The organism is Enterococcus aquimarinus, assembly GCF_001885765.1.
GTDB lineage: Bacteria > Bacillota > Bacilli > Lactobacillales > Enterococcaceae > Enterococcus_I > Enterococcus_I aquimarinus.
The window spans coordinates 1-19671 of sequence record NZ_JXKD01000006.1; the positions used below are offsets into that span (position 1 = coordinate 1).

The following is a 19671-nucleotide window of genomic DNA, read 5'->3' on the forward strand; positions in this document are numbered from 1 at the left end:
AACCAAACGATTGATGATAAGCCGGTAAATAGGGACGAGTTTGATTGAATTGAATAATGGCTTCATTTGTTAATATTTCTAAAGCTTTATTTGAGATTTTCATATCCTTCTCACCGTTATTGACAAAATCTCTTAAGTCGTTCCCTAAAATTAAAGGTGCAGATAGAAAAGACCACAAAGAAAAATGACTTTGATTCTCAATTTCGGTTAAAACGCCATTTCCCACTTCTAACATATCTGGATCGCCGTATGAACCTTCTACAGCATAAGAAGAAACGGTCACTGCTTTTTCATAACACGCCACTACTGACTGCCAAGTATTTGAAATATCATGATCAATCCGATATTGATGTGCAAACGATTGTGCCCACCTCCAAGGTTCATTCCGTCCGTGTTCACATATTGCAAATACAATTGGAATTTGCGCTGCGTATGCTTTTTCTAAAGCCATACTCATCGTTTTATAACGTAAAATCGCATCACTTTTTTGATCTTTCACAGGATTGAATATTTCGACCGACGTCACGTTCGTATCAAGAGAAATCTCTACTTGTTCTCTTCCAGTTAAACTCCACCCACTGGAAGTTGGGAAATACATGACTATTTCTTGTTGATTGAGTTTAAGTAAGAGTAGTTGTCTTTTTTCTGTTGCACGCTTTTTATATTCGACAGTGACGACGTAGTCTCCTTCTGATAAGCAAGCATTAAATCCTACACGCCCTTGATTTTTTTCTAAACCTGAAACAAAAGAAATTTCTTCTTGATTTAACTGTGCCTTGCCACTCAATTGACCTGTTTCAACTCCAAAGTGGGTGCGGACTTTTGTCTTTTTATTATAAAATTCCAGACTGACAACATATGGACTATCGATTAGCCATTTCTCATCACTTTTTAAATCAACTACATGGCAATAATCATATTTTAAAAAATCAACATTCCACTGAGAAAAAGTGTTAGCGTCTACCACTTCATTCCCAAAACTCCCTGGTAGATCTTCACAAGTCATCACGCCACAAGAACTATATAATCCTACTTTTAATCCTAGTTGATGAATCTCATCAATCACTCGAGATCCATTAGGAAAATTCGTTAAATCAAACTGTAATTCCCCTTGTTAACTTCGTTTTGAAGAATGCCAACAATCATCTAAGTTAATATACTCGTAGCCTACTTTACTTAACCCAGATTGTTTCATCGCTTGCGCAATTGCTAAAATTTTGTCTTCATCAATCGATTGTCTAAAATAATTCCATGAAGACCAGCCCATTATTGGGGGGATAATCTCATTCATTTTATCTTTCCTTCCAAATTATACGTCTCAAAATAATACTATATAATCTCCTTCAACGATCCCGAATCGATGTTACCTCCTGACACCAGTGCAACAGTTTTCTTATGAACTAACAAATGATCTAATGCCCCACTCATCATTGCGGCTGTCGTTAGGGCTCCTGCCCCTTCAGAAATAATTTTTTCTTTATAGGCTAAATACTCAATCGCCTTTTTGATATCTGATTCCTCAACTAAAACCGTTTCATCAATTAAGGATTCTAAAACCTCATACGTCAATTCACCTGGAATTGCGACATCACAACCATCTGCTAGTGTCCGTTCTGAGCGATTCGCTGTAATCTGATGATTCCAAATCGAACGTAGCATTCCATGTACATTATAAGATTGAACCCCAATAATCTTAATCTGAGGATTGATTGTTTTAGCGGCTACTGCCACTCCTGCAATCAACCCACCTCCGCCAATGGGTAAAATCAACTGGTCCACGTTAGGCATTTCCTCTAAAATCTCTAAACCTATGGTGCCTTGACCTGCAATTACTTGATAATCATCATACGGCGGAATAAACACTTCACCGGTGCGAAAACTTTCATCAATCGCTGCTTGCTTCGTAGCATCAAATGTTTCACCAATTAATTTTACCAATGCACCATATTTTCGAGTAGCCTCAATTTTAGTCAATGGTGCCGTCACGGGCATAAAAATTCGTGCTTGAATACCTAACATTTTAGCTGAAATAGCCACACCTTGAGCATGGTTACCTGCCGAGGCCGCAATCACCCCTCTTTGGATTTCCCCCGCTTTCAGTTGAGTAAGCTTATTATAGGCCCCCCGAATTTTAAAGGATCCCGTTCTTTGTAAATTTTCTAATTTAAAAAATATTTCACCTCTTTTCCTCTCTGATAAAATATTACTTGGAACAAGAGGAGTATGAATAACGACTGTCTCTAAACGCTTTTTTGCTTCAAAAATTTGATCGAACAAAGATACTTTTTCTGTAATCATGTTATTTCCCACCTGAAAGAGCAATTCCTTCGATAAATTGTTTTTGAAATACAAGAAAGACAATAATTAGTGGAATACATGCTAAGAAGGAACCAGCCATAACCAAAGGGAAGTCCGTCCCATATTGTCCACTTAACGAAGCCAATCCAGCTGAAAGAGTCATTTTTTCAGTTGATGTATTGACAATTAAAGGCCACAGGAGTGAATTCCAACCATATAGCAAACTAAAAATAGAAAGTGAAACTAATGCCGATTTAGACAGTGGTAAGATAATCGTAAAGAAAATTTTAATTCTTGAAGCACCATCAATAATTGCGGCCTCTTCTACTTCTTCTGGGATTGACATAAAGAATTGTCGCAGTAAGAAAGTTCCAAAAGCAGAGAATAAGCCTGGCATAAAGAGCGCTGGAATTGAATCTAGCAAGCCTAAACGTTGAACGATTAAATATTGAGGAATTAAAAATGTTTGACCTGGTACCATTAAAATCGATAGTAATAATAAAAACAAAAAGTTTTTAAAAGGAAAGTCTAAGCGTGCAAAGGCATAGGCCGCTAAAGCACAAAAGAAGACTTGGCCTACCGTAATCACTACTGTTGAGACTATCGTATTCACATAAAAATTCCCGAAAGGAAATACTTCAAAAATGCGTGAAAAGTTACTCCACTGAGGATTTTCTGGAAAAAGTGAGGGTGGCACTTGGATTGCTTCTGTTTTCGTTTTTAAAGCCGTAATAATCATCCAGATAAAGGGAAAGACCATCATTACTGATCCTAAAATTAATAACAAGTGAACAAAAAATTTATTAGCTGTTTTTTCACGATTCATATCTAGTCCTCCTATTTCATGTAATGAACCCATTTTTTCTGTAAACTAAAGTTAATAGCAGTAATCACTAACGTAATCACTAATAACATCACAACAATTGCTGCTCCGTAACCTTTCTCATTAAAGACAAACGAATAGCGATAGAACAAGAATGAAATCGACTGAACACTTTTTAATGCAGGGTTAGTCTCTGAAAACATTAAATAAATTAAATCATAAACTTGTAAAGCACCAATTAATGAAGTAATTAAGTTGAAAAATATCGTTGGCGTTAAGAGTGGCAACGTGACACTGAAGAACTTACGAATCGGGCCAGCACCATCCATCTCCGCTGCTTCATAAAAGGAAGCAGAAATACCTTGTAGACCTGCTAAATAAATGACAATGGCAGTTCCTAGAGAACTCCAGATACCAACAACCACTAAAGAAATCATCGCCCAGTTCGAATCAGTTAACCAACTTGGACCATTAATACCAAAAATACCTAGAAATTGGTTCAAAATTCCAAACTCTGAGTTGAAAATCCATTTCCAAATCATCGCAATGGCTGAAGTCATCGTGACAGCTGGTAAAAAATAAATTACTCGATAAAAACTTTTTCCTTTAATTTTAGCATTTAACAATACTGCAATAAAAATAGCAATAAACATTGCGACGGGTACGGTAAAAAGTGCATAAGTAAACGTATTTTTTAAGGCTCTGATTAACTCCGGATCTTTAAATAAACGTTTGTAGTTATCCAAACCGACTACAGTATACCCTCCGAACATTCCCCACTCGGTAAAAGAATAGAAAATACTTTGAAACATTGGAACTAAATAAAAAATGATAATACCTAGGTATAACGGTGAAATAAAAAGTGCAGCCGTTACTACTTGATCTTTCTTGTACTTTTTAAATGAACGCTGCTTTTTCATAGATTTTTTTTCAATCAATTGATTCGTATCGTATTCCTGTCTACTCATTCCTCGCTCCTCCTAAATAAAAAAGCTAGCATAAAAAACCTTTTTTCGATTTTTTATACTAGCAATGAATCATTTTATTTTTGTAACAACGCATTTGCTTTTTCAGCAATTAACTTGCTAGCTTCTTCAACAGTTATTTCACCTGTCCATGCTTGGTTAATCAAATCTTGCTCGATTGCAATTGCCGCAGATGAGTTTTTATAACCTGGTAATGGCACTGCATAATCGACAGCATCGATAAATACCTGGATATTTTTATCTGGATGCGCTGCTACCCAAGCTTCTTGAGTACCTTCTAGTACAGGAATAATCCCTCCCGCCTCAGCAACATGTTTCATCGATTCTTCAGAGGATAAATATTCAATCCATTTTTTAGCCGATTCTTTATTTTTAGAACCTGAGAAAATGACATTTGCTAAAGAATTTGATGTCGTCGCACGCTCTTTTCCTTTTGGTAGTGGCGCAACATCAATATGCTCGTTACCGAAGTCTTCTTTAAATAAGACGGGAACTTGATACGAACCATCGACCGCCATGGCAACTTTACCAGATAATAGTAATTCGTTTGAGTTTGTATTTGTAATTAACTCAATCGGTGTACCTGAACCATCTTCAACAAATCCGTACCAATATTCAATTCCTTCAATTACTTCTGGCTGATCAAAACCTGATTTTGTTCCATTCTCAATAAAAGGTGATCCTCCATTTTGATAAATTGTTTCATAATACCCACCTTGCCAAGTAGGAGGAATTGCCATGCCATAGATTCCTTCATCAGTATTTGTTAATTGTTTGGCCACATCACGCCACGTATCCCAAGTCCAAGTATCATCAGGATAGGCAATACCCGCTTCGTCAAACATTGTTTTATTATAGAACAATGCATTGGTATCAAAGTCTTTCGGTATGCCATACAATTTACCATCTGCTCCGGTATAAGATTCTAGGTATTGACTAGGAATTTTGTCTAATTCAACATTGATACCATCCAATGGTTCTAAAATGCCATTCTCAATGTAGTCAATTGCTCGAGGAATATTAACGTTGAAGACATCAGAAGCATTATTCCCAGTTACCGCTGTCTCAAGTTTCGTCCAATATTGCGCCCAAGGAGTAATCTCAAATTTAACTTCAATTCCAGTTTCTTCTTTAAAGCTATCTGCGATTCCTTGAATAGCTGCGGCATATTCTTTGTCCCACAAAGCATAGGTAACCACATCTTTTTTATCACTCATACTACCTTCATCACCACTGCTCGCTGTGCCACCACCACAAGCTGCCAATAACATTGTTGATAATCCAAGTAAACTAAAAGTACGAACTAATTTCTTCTTCATTTTTTTCCCTCCAATTTCCTTTTATTGAAGCGTTTTTTTGACTGTTAACTACAAAGCAATACTTTGTTTCTCGTTTGCGGATTTTACTTCGGCTTCCGCAATTCGGATTGTTTCCATTGTACTTTCTAAAGGACAAGCAATCGCGGGATCAACATTATCTAAAATTGATTGCGCAAAGTGTTTGATTTCAAGGTAATAACCACTTTCTTGGCTAATCTCTGGTTCAAAACTTGGTTTATTATTCGGGTAATCAACCAGTTTTCCTTTTTCTAAAATAATCGTTCCTTCTTCAAACGCAAAGCGGTAACGCATTTCAAATCCAAAATCATCATTATTAATTGTCCAGTTATCAGACGCATTCGCCACGATGCCCTCATAATGATAGTTGGTAGAAACGACGTCATAACCACTACCTTCAAAGACAACACGGCCTGAAGTATTGACAGAATAAGGTGTGCCAAGTAACCAGTTTAAGGTATCGACGTCATGAATATGTTGATCTAACAAACAGCCACCAGAACGTTCATTCGTTAATAACCAATTTTCCCATGACCATAATGGCGTGGTTCCTCCACGGAATAAATTAGCTTCGGTTAATTTACCGTAGCGACCACTGTCTAGCGTCTCCTTAATATAGCAATAGGACGGGAAGAATCGTAATGTTTGGCCAATCATTAAGAATTTTTCGTATTTTTTTGAAGCATCAATCATTTCTTGGCAAGCTTGCGTTGAAATGGCCATTGGTTTTTCACAAAATACATGCAACCCTTTTTCCATCGCTTTGACGGCATAAGGGGCATGTAAAAAAGTTGGTAAACATAAGTCCACATAATCAAGCGCTTCGCTTTCGATCATCTCTTCCATATCGGTATAGAAATTAAATTGTGAAAAATCAATACTCTTGTCACTAATATCGATATTTCCAGCGGTTAATTTCCCTTCACGTTTTTCTTCATTCACATCACAAATGGCCACGAGCTTAATTGGAAAGCCTTCTTTCATTAGACGTAGATACATTGATAAGTGAGAACTTCCCATAAATCCTAATCCTACTAATCCGACTTTTAACATTCTTCTATTCCCTCCATTTTATAAATTTACAATATAATCCAGTGCATGACTGGTATCATAGGCTAACTGCTGCCCATTTTCTTGGTACGCACTAAGCTCACAAGTCAGTGGCCCTTCGTAACCAATTTCATGTAGTGCCGTAACGAGATGCTTCCAATTTAAGCTACCGTTGAGTAATGTTGTAAAACCGGTAATATTCCCGATTGATGTATTAAAATCTTTCACATGCACTTTTTTAATACGATTACCTAAGATACGTACCCATTGCTCTGGGAAGCCAAACTGCAAGACGTTCCCGGCATCAAAATACATTCCTACATGACTACTGGCAATTTTATCAATGAAATCACGCGTTTCTAAAGGACTTAATAAGAATTTGTTCCAAACATTTTCAATCCCGATATGAATCCCTTTCTCTTGCGCATAAGGAGCTAGCTCCTTGAATGCTGCTAACGAACGATCGTAACACACATCATATGCCGCATCTGCTGTCACTAAACCAGGTACCACTAAAACGGTATCCCCGCCTAAAGCCAAACAAATATCGATCATTTTTTTCACTACATCCATTCCTTTTTGACGAGTCACCGCATCCGCTGCTGTCAATGGATAATTCCAATGTAATGCAGTCGAAAGACTCGTAATCGGTAATTCATACTTCTCACTGAGTCCTTTAATATTTTCCAGTTCTTCGGCTGTTACATCCATTGTTAAGGTTGGACTATCATTTAAAGCTAACTCTTTCGTGACGATATTATCTGCGGCTTGAGCTTCTGATAAATTCAGCTCAATCGTATCAAATCCTGCTTCTTTGGTTATTTTGAATTGTTCTTCCATCGTTAAACCTGCTGGAAGCGACCAAACATTCATTCCTTTTAATAATGTCATTTCAATTCTCCTTTAAATGCTCATGATTTTTTTATCTGTTGCAGACTGGAATGCGGCTTCGGTAATTTTAACGGTATATAAACCATCTTCACCTGACACAGGCGACGGTAATCCTTGTTCAATTGCCGTAATAAAGCAATCAATCATACGGGAATCCATACTTTCTTCAAAGAAAAATTCTTCCACGGTATTGGTCATATCATCAAAAACTTTCAACTTACGACCAAAACCATCAACGGTCATTTGACCTTTTTCAAAAACAAGTTCTAAAATGGCATCTCCCCAAACCGGATACGTTTGTGGACGGTTCCATGAGGTATCTAAAGACATAATGACATTATCAGTCAAGGTTAATTGAATTAAACCGATATCTTCAACGGGCATCTCTGGCTGACTTTTTCCTGCGTAAGCAAAAATAGTTTGTGGGTCAATACGAAACAAGTAATTCACTAAGTCACAAATGTGGACCGTATGATCAATTAATGCTCCACCACCTGAAAGCGCTGGATCAATAAACCAACCACCAGGATTTTTTCCGTGATTCGAAGCGTTAATCAATTTTAATTTCCCTAACTTTCCACTGTCTACTACACGTTTTAAGTTTTGAATTGGCTCCGAAAAACGAACTGGGTGCGCGACAATTAATAAGCGTTCGGCCGCTTTTCCTGCTGCGACCATCTCCTGTGCATCGGCGGTAGAAAGAGCCATTGGTTTTTCAACAATCACGTGTTTTTTATATTCAAAAGCTTTTAAAGCATACTCTTTATGGAAGACATTTTCCGAGCAAATATTGACTGAATCGGATGGTACAGCAAGAAGAGTATCCAATTTATTGAAAACGGGAATTTGATATTTATCAGCAAAGGCTTGACTAAGTGCTTCATTGCGATCGTAAACTCCCACAACCTCAATCCCTCTCGCTTGGAATTCTTGAACATAACTATGAGCATGCATGTGAGCGACACCAATCATTGCAACTTTCATCCGACAATAACCTCCATTTCTTGTGTGGCATGAATTTTTTCGATCAATTCATTAATATAGGTGGTCAATTCGGTTGAAACAGGCGGTACTACTAGTTGAAAGGCAGATTGATAATACGTACCTGCATAGGCGTTGTCTGCTTGCGTGTCAAATTGAATCATGCCATTTTCCCCCACGAATTCCATTTTTAAAACAGGCGTTACCATATCGTGCCAACTCGCAAATGCTAAATTCACGAAACATTGTTGATTAAAGTCAAATGTCACCAGCAAACTTGCATCATTTTTTAAAATGGTATAGCTTGTTGGTTTATCCTGTTTCAAGGCCAAAACCAATTGAATAATTGACTTAATCGCGTTCTCCTTCTCTTCATTCGCAAAACGATTATCATAAAAAGACATTCGAATAAATGAAAGATCCCCGATATTTTTTGTTGCTAAAATCTGTTCTACATTCTCAAACATGTTTCATTAACACCTCTTTTTTTCCTCTCTTTTGTATACGCTTTCTTTAATTGTTTTTAGCATACCTAAGAATAACCCCTCCATCGTTAGAAAAAAGGGTCCATTCCTTACAAAAAAAGGTTCGTCTGAAATAACCGTTACAAATTAGCTCATAATATGGGATAATCGGATAAGAGAAAGAATGACGAAAAAATGGAGGAGAAAGATGGCGAAAAATATGGCGAGTTCTTTTAATTTTTGTGCAAATAATGTCGTTCAAATGATTACCAATATCGCTTTTTATGAGTTTATTTCGCTCCAATCTTATACCATCCATCCTGTCGACTCCTATAGTCTATTATTTATCGATTATGGTAAATTATCCGTTTGCATGCAGGGGGAAACATTCCATTTAAAAGAAGGGCACGTGTTCTTAATCCCTCCACAAACGGAATATACTTTTGAAACAAAAGAGAGCGCCGTTAACGTTCTACTTATTCGTTTTGTTTCAGATAACAGCGCCTTATTGACGTTACTTATCAACCAAACGATTGCATTAGCCGTTAGTCACCGAAACTTATTTGCACATATCATGACCGAAGCCAAAAGCACCTTTCCACAGGTCGCAACAAATGTCTTTCAAACGACCGAACGCAATCGAATGAAAGATAGTCCAATTGGCGCAGAAACACTGATTTATACTTACTTAGCACAGTTAATTGTTTTTATGGCCCGCACCCAGCAGTCGTTGGATAATGAACCCTTACAATCTTCCACTTCAATTAGCCTTATCAAAAAGCACTTTGAAAAAAAAGAAATTGATGACATCATTGGCTATATGGAAGAAAATCTTGATAAAAACTTTTCGATTGCTGAACTTTCTGAGTACTTGTTTGTAAGCCCTTCCTATTTAAAGAAAAACTTTAAAAAAGAAACGGGCTATAGTGTCATTCATTTTTATCGTGTGTTAAAAATGGAACGAGCGAAACAGTGGATCCGAGAAAATCAAATGAATTTTACGGAGGTTGCGTGTCGCCTCGGCTATGATACCTTGCATCATTTTTCGAATAGTTTTAAAAAATACACCGGACTCAGTCCAACTGCATACAAACATTCGATTCATACTATCGAATCAAAATTAGAAGATTTAACTTAAGGAGGTTCACTCAAATTGAAAATAGAACATCATGCGATTTTAAAAGAAATGGAAAAAGGGACGATTGGAAAATTAACTTTTTCAAGATACGATGTCGCGACTGGCATTGCGCATGAACGACATTTAGAGTTGATTTTAAAAGAGGCACTCCAATTTTTGCTTCAATGCCATCAATCAAATCTAGAAACATTATTTGCCTCTTGTGAACCAGACCATCAAGTTTATTTAATTACGATGCAATTTCAAAACCAAAGTTTATCGAATCTTTTGATTGATGGTTCACCTAGCAATAATCAACACTTTAAAAAACAAATTGAACTGGTGAGTACTAATGGTCTTTATCAATTTAATTCCGCGGATCCTCGTGGCTTTTCTTCAACATTTATTCAACCAGGAAACTATCAGCCAGAGTACGACGAAGCCTCGCTTGAAAATATTTGGCTATCGAATATCCTTTATCAAATTCAAGATAGTATCACTAAAAATCAAATTATTTACTTGGGAGGGACAGGCACATGAAAGTTGGAATTATTGGCTGCGCTCATATGCAAGCCAAAACCTATTGCCGTGCATTAAAGAAAATGGGCGTAGAAATAACCGGTGTCTTTGATCGCAATCCGATTCGTGGAACGACTTTTGCCAAAGAACTTAGTATTCCGTTCTTTCCAAGCTTAGAAAAAATTCTGAAAACGCCAATGGATACTGCACTGATTTGCTCTGAGAATACGCTACACTACGACTACACATTAGCCTGTGCCTATCATAAAATGCATGTTATAGTCGAAAAACCGTTAGCATTAAAGAAAGAAGATGCCAAGCGGATGATCGTTGCTTGTTCAGAAAATAACGTGAAACTATTTGTTGCCCATCCTGTCCGTTACGCACAAACAGTCATTGAATTAAAAAAAAGATACGAAGCGAATGAACTCGGAAAAATCCTCGCAATCGTGGGGACAAACCACGGGAAAAATCCTGGCGGCTGGTTTATTGATAAAGAGCTATCGGGCGGTGGTGCACTACTTGATCATATGGTCCATATTATTGATCTTTCAAAGTGGATTTTTAAATTTGAGATTCACACTATTTATGCCCGCACAAATAGTCAACATGAGAAAGAAATTGAAGACTCTGCTTTGTTGCATCTACAGTTTACGAATGGTGTTTTTATGAGTCTTGATACTTCTTGGAATCGGCCAAAGAACTATCCCGTTTGGGGAGATGCCACGATGAAAATCATCACAGATAAAGGAACAATTGATATTGACGGTTTTGGTCGACGTTCTGATCTTTACACAAAAGAAGCGCCCATGGTCAATCATTTTTACGAAAAACCAATGGAACTTTCGATGTTAGAAGACTTTCAACGGTGTATCGACGAGGATTTACCCGTTACGATTTCGGGTAGTGACGGACTGTATCCAGTAGAAATTGCTGAACTTGCTTATTTATCTGCTAATCAAAAAAAAATGATTCTGCTCACTCAAAATCATTCAAAAACACCATAGGAGGAATCGTAATATGACAGTACGTTTTGGGATTATTGGTTTGGGAAACCGGGGGTATAAATATGCTTTGCGTACCATTCAAAAACATCAAGGAGCAGAAATCTTCATGGTCTGCGATACTTTTGGTCATCATTTTCATCATTTCCCACAAGCATTAACGACGAACGATTATCAAGAAGTACTCGACCACCCAGAAGTTGATGCGATCTTTATTGCGACCCCAGATGATACCCACGCGGAAATTATTTTGGCTGCCATCAAAGCAAACAAACATATTTTATGTGAAAAACCGTTAGAAATTAGTGATGAAAAAGTCACTAAAATCGAAACGGCCCTGGAAAATTATGATAAAGCTTTCGAAGTGGGTTATGTCTTACGATACGCTCGTACTTATAGTAAAGTCAAAGAACTTATTACTAGTGGAATCATTGGACAAGTTATTATGGCTAACGTCATCGATCACGTTCAGTATGGAGGATATGCCTATTTCCATGATTGGCATCGAACGCGTCAAAAATCGACGTCTCTTTTGCTCCAAAAAGCGACCCACTCACTCGATCTAATCAACTGGTATGTCAATAGTCGTCCTGAAAAAGTGGTCGCATTTGGTGATTTAATGGTCTTTGGTGAAGTCGGTGCCATTGAAAAATTCGGCAAACCCGTTCCTGATGATTTACACTGCGGAAATTGTCCAATTAGTGATACGTGTGAGGAGAGTATTCAAAATTTAGCCAAAGAAAAAAACATCGCTTGGTCGGAACATTGGCCAGATAATTGTGTTTTTAACAGTGAAGTCGACGTTGATGATCACCAAACTGTCATGATTTACTATGCAAATAAAGCAAAAGCAACTTATCAACTCTGCCAATTTGCTGCCTTTTACAAGCGAGAATTCCACTTTTTTGGTACGAAAGGAGAACTCTATTTCGATGATGTCAGTAATACCATCGTCGTCACCGATCGTCTAAAATCAGAAACCTTAACCTACCAAAATAATCATCAAGAAACAAATATGGAACCCGGCGACGAGGAACAGCTACAGGATTTTCTCGATGCGATTCATACAGGTAAAACACCCGTATCAAATTTGGAATCCAGTGTCTTAGCAGGAAAGTTAGCACTTGCCGCTCAGCGTTCGATTGACCATGAAACGATCGAAATAATTTAATCAAAAAAGCGCAACGATAACGATAATGCCCCCAAAAAATTAGATTTTTAGGTCTAATTTTTTTGGGGGCACTATAAAACGTTGCGCTTTTTTTAGCTTGCTCAATTCCACGAAGTCATCGCTGGTAAATCCGATCCGATTAATGGTTTACACCACTGAATAAAGGCCGGAGTCACACCATTATTTGTTTCATTAATAAACAATGCCGGTAATTTCTTTTCAATTAACATGACCTCTTCAAGTGGCACTAGAACGGTTTCGATTTGGTACGTCGGTACAGCTTGTCTTTGCAAGGCAACCATTTTCCCTGTTTGCCCTTGCGTAATGGCTTGCACGGCTTCTACTCCAACTAGAATGGCTTCTTTTACATCAACTTCGCTTTGTAAAGCAATCGATGCGCGACCTAAAAGTCCTGGTTTTTCTGCCCGCGCTCGATAGCCAACTTTTTGTGTAATTAAATCCGCTAAATAAAAACTCACACCGCCAAATTGGGCAGCTCGTCCGGTAGAATGCTCACCCGATTGTCCAATTGGTTTTCCAGTAGCATCCCGCAAGCCTTCACTCACGACAATCACAAACCCTTTTTTTACTTGAAGCTTCTGTTTCACATCCGCTAAAAATCGATTTTCATCAAAAGGAACTTCCGGTAAATAAATGAGTTCTGGTGCATAGACACCCGATTCATCGGCCAGCGCACTCGCTGCAGCAACCCAACCAGCATTTCTTCCAGAGGCTTCAATGATGACAATTCGAGTCGCTAAACTTTTCACATCGCAGCAAACCTCTTTGACACTTTGGGCTATATAGCGGGCCGCACTCGCATATCCCGGACAATGATCCGTCACGCCAATATCATTATCCATTGTTTTCGGAATCCCGATGACTTGAATATCGACTGCTTCTTTCTGACATAATTGAAATAATTTCCCACAAGTATCCATCGTACCATTACCACCATTGAATAATACGTACTTAATCTCAAATTTCTTTAAAATAGCAATCATTTTCCGATAATCTTTTTCTTCGAGCGCATCTCTGGACGTCCCAATCGCGGTTCCAGGTGAGGTTAACAGTGTATTCAGCATTTCTGGTGTTCGGTTCGTCAAATCAAGTAATTCTTCTCTTAACAAACCACCCGTTCCATTTTTTGCACCATATATCTTATGAATCTTTTCCGATTGACTCGCTTTGGTAATCACCCCATACAACGAAGCATTTAATACAGCTGTTGGTCCACCACCATGTATCACTAATAAATTGCTTGTCACCTTCGCCACCTCACCTTTTTGTTTGATAAGATTAGTATAACAGGGAAATTATAAGATAGTTATAAGAAAGATGACGCTTACAAAAAATGCTTATTTATCTATCAAATGAAGATAACAAGGTTTACTACTTGAAAGCTATAAACACAGGAAATCAGCACCAGCATTTAACATTAAACCTCCCATCAACTATTTCTTCTGCGAATGGAGAAATGCTTCAAAGTGAAAGTGTAAAAGCAAAAAACAATCTTAATTTCTATGGTTAAACAGATTATCAAATATAACCAACACCTATTTCGTATTTTGTAGAAAATAAAAAATGAATATCATCGCAGAACCTCATTTTATTATCGCAATAAGAATAGATAAATAATCCTTTTAAATAGAATTCCCACCTTCATTTGAGAAGATACTTACTCAAATGAAGATGGGATATTTTACGAATTATTATTGTATAACAGAAATATTTATTAATACTTTCTGTCAAACTAAAAAATAATTTATGCTACTTTTTTCTTCTTATTATAAATATCAAGGACAACTGCTAATAAGAGGATCAATCCTTTAATAGCTTGTTGCCAATCGACCCCAATTCCCAATATAGACATTCCATTATTTAAAACACCCATTACTAAACCACCAATGATTGCTCCCATAATAGTTCCAATTCCACCTGAGGTAGATGCGCCTCCAAAATAAACTGCAGCCATGGCATCAAGTTCCATTGATGTTCCTGCCTGTGGTGTTGCTGCATTTAAGCGTGCTGCCAAAATTAAACCTGCCAAAGCAGCCATCGCTCCCATGTTAACAAATACCCAAAAGGTTATTTTTTTCGTTTTAATACCAGAGAGTTGCGCAGCTTTTTTATTACCTCCCGTAGCATATATTTGACGTCCCGCTACTGTTTTGTTTGTCAAGAAACTATAAACAGCAACAATCACTCCTAAAATAATCAAAATAATTGGATAACCTTTGTAAGATGCAAAAATATAAGTCACACCAATCGTCACGACACTAATAAATAATGACTTAAATAAAAAGGCATTCATCGATTCGATTTCAAATAAATTTTTCTTGCGGCGTTCTCTGGATTTCCATTGACTGAATATTAAAGTAAGAGCGATAATAATCCCTATCATCATCGATACAAGATGTAATGAACTACCTTCAGTAATATCAGGTAAATAACCTGTAGAAATTTTTTGGAAGATTTCTGGGAAAGGTGCTAATGACTGACCTCCTAATAAGACTTGCGTCAATCCTCTAAACATTAATAAACCCGCTAGAGTCACAATAAACGCAGGTATTTCCACGTATGCTACCCAAAAACCTTGCCATGCACCAATTAAAGCACCCATTAAAATACATAATGGAACGGCTAGCCATGGACTCATATTATAATTAACCATTAATAACCCGGCCAGTGCTCCGACAAAAGCCATTACTGAACCAACTGATAAATCAACATGTCCAAGTAACACAACGAGTAACATTCCAGCCGCTAAGACTAAAATATGACTGTTTTGTAACACTAAGTTTGTAATATTTAATGGTCTCCAAAAGATCCCATCCGTCATCAATTGAAATGCGATTAACAATGCTACTAAAATAATCACCATACTATAGCGTCTAAAAAGATCATTTATTTTATCTTTAAATGAAAATTTCTTTTTTTCCTCAGCTAATTTTGTTGTGTTTTCCATCTTACGCCATCTCCTTTTTTTCCAAAGTCATTAGATTCATTAACAATTCTTGTGTAGCATCTTCTCGAAGGACTTCTCCTGTGATTTGCCCATCATTCATGGTATAAATACGATCACACATTCCAATAATTTCCGGTAGTTCTGAAGAGATGATACAAATAGCTTTCCCACTGGCAGCCATTTCTTCAATAATTGTATAAATTTCGTATTTAGCCCCCACATCAATTCCTCTTGTAGGTTCATCTAAAAATAATACGTCAGGTTCTGTCATAAGCCATTTGGAAAGGACAACTTTTTGTTGGTTCCCTCCGCTGAGACTACCCACATTTTGAAAAATCGAACTTGTCTTGGTTCTCATTTTTTTACGATATTCTTCTGCCTTATTTATTTCTTTTTCTTTATCTAGAATCCCGCTTTTGCTAATCCGATTCAAGCTAGCAATCGTTGTATTTTCACGAATATCCATTAAAAGGTTTAATCCTAAAGCTTTTCGGTCTTCTGAGACATAGGCGAGACCATTTTCTACAGCAGTTGGAACATTTCTCACTGAAATTTCTTTTCCATCTTTATATACCGTTCCAGTAATTTTACTACCATATGAGTGACCAAAAACGCTCATTGCAAATTCTGTTCTCCCAGCACCCATTAGCCCTGCGATTCCGACGATTTCACCCCGTCTTATGTTAAGGTTGATATTTTTGCTCATCAAACGCGTGGCATTCGTTGGATGATACACGGTCCAATCCTTCACTTCAAAATAAATTTCTCCAATATTTGGATATCTGTCAGGATAGCGGTTCGTTAGATCGCGTCCAACCATACCACGGATAATTCTTTCTTCGCTGATATCATCGTTTTCTAGGGTTTCAATCGTTTGACCATCTCGTAAAATTGTAATACGATCGGCAACACTCACAATTTCATTTAGTTTATGAGAAATAATGATAGAGGTTATCCCTTGTTCTCTGAATTCCTTTATTAATTCCAGTAAGTTCGCACTTTCTTCTTCGTTCAACGCTGCAGTCGGTTCATCAAGTATTAATAACTTTACCGATTTCGCAAATGCCTTAGCGATTTCAACGAGTTGTTGTTGACCAACTCCAATTTGTGAAATCAAAAGATTCGGATCAATATGTAAGCCTACTTTTTTTAATAGACTTTCCGTTTTTTTCTCTGTTAAATCCCAATCAATCACGCCATACTTACTTTGTTCATTTCCTAGAAAAATATTTTCTTTAATAGATAAATAAGGGCTAAGTGCTAATTCTTGATGAATAATAACAATACCTTCACGTTCACTATCTCTTAAATCTTTGTACTGACAAATTTCTCCGTCGTAAATAATATCACCAGTATAGCTTCCATAAGGGTAAAGGCCACTTAATACATTCATTAACGTTGACTTTCCAGCCCCGTTTTCCCCACATAGAGCATGTATTTCACCACGATTTATCCTTAAATTTACTTTATCTAATGCCTTAACACCGGAGAATTGCTTTCCAATATTTTTCATTTCTAATATAATATCAGTCATACTTGAACATCCTTTCTTCCATAAATTCCCGCATTTCCCGGAAGTACCTATATCATTCTCTTTTGATAGGCACAGTAGGTAGAAATCAATTGATTTCTACCTACTGTGCTATGCCTTATTTCAAATCATCTTCCGTATAATAATCAGTATCGATTAATTCAACTTTATAGTTTTCTAAGTCAACAGAAACAGGATTCGCAAGGTATGTAGGAATTACCTTGACACTATTGTCATACGTTTCAGTATCATTTACAGGAACTTCTTCCTCATTGTAGATGGCTTCAATCATATCAATCGTATTTTTTGCCAATACTCTTGTATCTTTAAAGATAGTCTGCGTTTGTTCACCCGCAATAATTGATTTCACTCCTGCTACTGTTGCATCTTGGCCTGTAATAACAGGTAAAGGTTTATCAGAAGAGCCATATCCTACTCCTTTTAATGAAGAAATAATTCCTAAACTAATCGGGTCGTATGGTGATAAAACTGCGTCCAACGTTTTATCTGTATAGTTCGCACTCAACAAATTATCCATACGAGCTTGCGCAGTAGAACCATCCCAACGTAGAGTAGCAATTTGATTGAAACTAGTCTGTCCAGAAGGAACAACCAATTGACCGTTATCAAAATAAGGTTGTAGAACTGACATTACACCATTATAGTTAATTAATGCGTTGTTATCGTCCGGTGAACCACCAAATAGTTCAATCGTAAATGGCCCTTCGCCTTCTTTTAATTTTAATTTTTCTTCAATATATGAAGCTTGTAACACCCCTACACCAAAGTTATCAAATGTAGCATAATAATCGACATTTTCAGAATTCATCAGTAAACGGTCGTAGGCAATCACTTTAATTTCTTCATCTTTGGCTTTTTGTAAGACATCCGTCAATGCTGAGCCATCGATTGAGGCAATTACGAGTGTATCTACCCCTTTAGTAATCATATTTTCAATTTGTGCCACTTGATTCTCTACTTTATCTTCTCCATATTGTAAATCAGTTTTGTAACCTAATTTTTCTAATTCTTCCACCATGTTATTTCCATCGCCAATCCAACGCTCAGCAGATTTTGTTGGCATCGCAATTCCAATATATCCTTTATCACCAGATCCGCCACTACTACTTCCTTCCGCACTACTACAAGCAGCTAAAGCAACACCGGCTAATAGTGTCGTTGCAACTAATACCATTTTCTTCATTTGAAGTTTCATTTGAATTCCTCCATTTGTTTTAGTTATGTTGACAACTACAGTATACCTTTTAAAGAAAGCGTTAACATTGATTGTTTTATTCTAATTCCTTTGAATTTATTTGGAAAAAAATATTGGTTCAGTTATCTTGATTTTTTTACGAATAACTATAATTTTTTTCTGATTGTAAGCTTTAATTTTTTTAGGAGTCATTTAGAGGAGGAATTTTTAAAGCTAGATACAACAAAAAACGAGGAATTCAAGGATTTAAAAAAAATAACGCGATATAACATGCGCTTTCATTAAATAATTTGGTACAATAAAAGTATCGTTTTATTAGAACGGAGGTGCTTTGAATTGAAAACGCTTAAAATACTTTTTTTATGTGGACTGTTTTTGATGCTAACAAGTTGTTCAACTCAAAATCAAGAAACTGAACAACCACTGATTATTGGTTTTTCTCAATCAGGGACAGAAAGCAACTGGAGAAAAGCACATACTAATTCGATTGTTAATGAACTAGAAAAAAACAACTATCAAGTTCTGTATCGTAATGGATTCATGAATCAAGAACGACAAATACAAGATATTCGAACGTTTATATCTTATAAAGTCGATTTAATTATCTTTACGCCGTTAACAGAAACCGGATGGGAAACTGTCTTAACTGAAGCAAAACAAGCAAATATCCCGGTTATCATCGTCGATCGCCATATAAAAGTGGCCGATCAAGATTTATACTTAACTCATATCGGACCAAGTTTTAAAGCTGAAGGTCATCGCGCCGGTATTTTTGTCCATAATTACTTTTCAAATGTCGAGACTGATACCATCAATATTTTAGAATTATCGGGTTTAAAAGAAACTTCTCCTACTATTTTACGCTCAGAGGGGTTTAGAGAATGGATTGCTCGTGATGAACGAATGAAAGTAACAGATGTGTTATTTGGTGACTTCATTCGTATGAAAGGAAAAGATCAACTGGATGATTATATCAATAATCATTCACTAGAAGACATTGACGTTATTTTCAGCCACAATGATGAAATGACACATGGGGCCCTCGAAGCAATTGAGCAGACCGATTTAATCCCTGGCAAAGATATCATTATTGTAACCATTGACGCACAAGCTGATATGATTGAAAAATTAAAAAAAGGCATCGTCAATAGTGTTGTCGAGTGTAACCCCGAAGTTGGCTTTGACGTTGCTAACATTGTTAATCGATACTTTTCAAATTTTTATGATGGCAAAGTGATTCCAAAAGATATCTATATTTACGAAACGGTGTTCACAGAACAAAATATAGAAAATATTCCTACCAGAAACTATTAAG

The 19671-nt window shown here is 36.9% G+C and carries 19 protein-coding genes and 1 pseudogene; 6 read left to right on the plus strand and 14 right to left on the minus strand.

From position 1 onward, the window contains the following. The 10 genes and pseudogenes from RU93_RS12245 to RU93_RS05590 form a co-directional block, all read right to left on the minus strand. The coding region (locus RU93_RS12245; protein ID WP_483863759.1) for an alpha-amylase family protein at window positions 1-598 on the minus strand (598 nt) is incomplete at its 3' end. A gap of 345 nt (window positions 599-943) precedes the next feature. Further along, window positions 944-1291, minus strand: a pseudogene (locus RU93_RS12250) (alpha-amylase family protein); the annotation flags it as partial. Window positions 1292-1329: 38 nt separating this feature from the next. Continuing rightward, complete coding sequence (locus tag RU93_RS05555) at window positions 1330-2298, minus strand: pyridoxal-phosphate dependent enzyme (protein WP_071874626.1); 969 nt, start codon at window positions 2296-2298, stop codon at window positions 1330-1332. A 1-nt stretch (window position 2299) separates the two neighbouring features. Next, entirely contained in the window at window positions 2300-3124 is an 825-nt protein-coding gene (locus RU93_RS05560; RefSeq protein WP_071874627.1) for a carbohydrate ABC transporter permease, read from the minus strand. Window positions 3125-3135: 11 nt separating this feature from the next. Beyond that, window positions 3136-4089, minus strand: a complete 954-nt coding sequence (locus RU93_RS05565; protein ID WP_071874628.1) for a carbohydrate ABC transporter permease — start codon at window positions 4087-4089, stop codon at window positions 3136-3138. A gap of 74 nt (window positions 4090-4163) precedes the next feature. Then, on the minus strand, window positions 4164-5426 hold the full coding sequence (locus RU93_RS05570; RefSeq protein WP_071874629.1) for an ABC transporter substrate-binding protein: 1263 nt from the start codon (window positions 5424-5426) through the stop codon (window positions 4164-4166). A gap of 48 nt (window positions 5427-5474) precedes the next feature. Beyond that, window positions 5475-6497 (minus strand): Gfo/Idh/MocA family protein, encoded by a 1023-nt coding sequence (locus RU93_RS05575; RefSeq protein WP_071874630.1) that lies wholly within the window; start codon window positions 6495-6497, stop codon window positions 5475-5477. An 18-nt stretch (window positions 6498-6515) separates the two neighbouring features. Next, the gene (locus RU93_RS05580; protein ID WP_071874631.1) at window positions 6516-7385 is read right to left on the minus strand and encodes a sugar phosphate isomerase/epimerase family protein; all 870 of its coding nucleotides are present in this window, start codon (window positions 7383-7385) and stop codon (window positions 6516-6518) included. A 12-nt stretch (window positions 7386-7397) separates the two neighbouring features. After that, window positions 7398-8369, minus strand: a complete 972-nt coding sequence (locus RU93_RS05585) for a Gfo/Idh/MocA family protein (protein WP_071874632.1) — start codon at window positions 8367-8369, stop codon at window positions 7398-7400. After that, entirely contained in the window at window positions 8366-8833 is a 468-nt protein-coding gene (locus RU93_RS05590; RefSeq protein WP_071874633.1) for a hypothetical protein, read from the minus strand. Before RU93_RS05590 ends, RU93_RS05585 begins: the two co-directional genes overlap by 4 nt. 205 nt (window positions 8834-9038) lie before the next feature. Here RU93_RS05590 and RU93_RS05595 point away from each other — a divergent pair, with 205 nt between their 5' ends. From RU93_RS05595 to RU93_RS05610, 4 genes are read left to right on the plus strand one after another with little or no spacing between them, the layout of a single operon-like run. Next, window positions 9039-9968, plus strand: a complete 930-nt coding sequence (locus RU93_RS05595; protein WP_071874634.1) for an AraC family transcriptional regulator — start codon at window positions 9039-9041, stop codon at window positions 9966-9968. A 15-nt stretch (window positions 9969-9983) separates the two neighbouring features. Further along, window positions 9984-10487 (plus strand): hypothetical protein, encoded by a 504-nt coding sequence (locus RU93_RS05600; RefSeq protein ID WP_071874635.1) that lies wholly within the window; start codon window positions 9984-9986, stop codon window positions 10485-10487. After that, window positions 10484-11473 carry a Gfo/Idh/MocA family protein gene (locus tag RU93_RS05605; RefSeq protein WP_071874636.1) on the plus strand — a complete coding sequence of 330 codons (990 nt, stop codon included), beginning with the start codon at window positions 10484-10486 and terminating at the stop codon, window positions 11471-11473. Before RU93_RS05600 ends, RU93_RS05605 begins: the two co-directional genes overlap by 4 nt. Before the next feature lie 13 nt (window positions 11474-11486). After that, window positions 11487-12641: a Gfo/Idh/MocA family protein gene (locus tag RU93_RS05610; protein ID WP_071874637.1), complete on the plus strand. Its 1155-nt coding sequence runs from the start codon at window positions 11487-11489 to the stop codon at window positions 12639-12641. Window positions 12642-12742: 101 nt separating this feature from the next. On the opposite strand, the gene RU93_RS05615 is transcribed toward RU93_RS05610, so the two are convergent. Continuing rightward, on the minus strand, window positions 12743-13909 hold the full coding sequence (locus RU93_RS05615) for a diphosphate--fructose-6-phosphate 1-phosphotransferase (RefSeq protein WP_071874638.1): 1167 nt from the start codon (window positions 13907-13909) through the stop codon (window positions 12743-12745). An 86-nt stretch (window positions 13910-13995) separates the two neighbouring features. Between RU93_RS05615 and RU93_RS12160 the strand changes: the two genes are divergently transcribed. Then, entirely contained in the window at window positions 13996-14172 is a 177-nt protein-coding gene (locus RU93_RS12160; RefSeq protein WP_211272563.1) for a hypothetical protein, read from the plus strand. A 234-nt stretch (window positions 14173-14406) separates the two neighbouring features. On the opposite strand, the gene mmsB is transcribed toward RU93_RS12160, so the two are convergent. The 3 genes from mmsB to chvE form a co-directional block, all read right to left on the minus strand. After that, on the minus strand, window positions 14407-15609 hold the full coding sequence (gene mmsB / locus RU93_RS05620; RefSeq protein ID WP_071874639.1) for a multiple monosaccharide ABC transporter permease: 1203 nt from the start codon (window positions 15607-15609) through the stop codon (window positions 14407-14409). Window position 15610: 1 nt separating this feature from the next. Then, entirely contained in the window at window positions 15611-17143 is a 1533-nt protein-coding gene (mmsA, locus tag RU93_RS05625; RefSeq protein ID WP_071874640.1) for a multiple monosaccharide ABC transporter ATP-binding protein, read from the minus strand. Window positions 17144-17258: 115 nt separating this feature from the next. After that, a complete protein-coding gene (gene chvE, locus RU93_RS05630) occupies window positions 17259-18356 on the minus strand; it encodes a multiple monosaccharide ABC transporter substrate-binding protein (RefSeq protein ID WP_071874641.1) in 1098 nt (365 codons plus the stop codon). A gap of 378 nt (window positions 18357-18734) precedes the next feature. Here chvE and RU93_RS05635 point away from each other — a divergent pair, with 378 nt between their 5' ends. After that, window positions 18735-19670: an ABC transporter substrate-binding protein gene (locus RU93_RS05635; RefSeq protein WP_071874742.1), complete on the plus strand. Its 936-nt coding sequence runs from the start codon at window positions 18735-18737 to the stop codon at window positions 19668-19670. Window position 19671 lies beyond the last annotated feature (1 nt).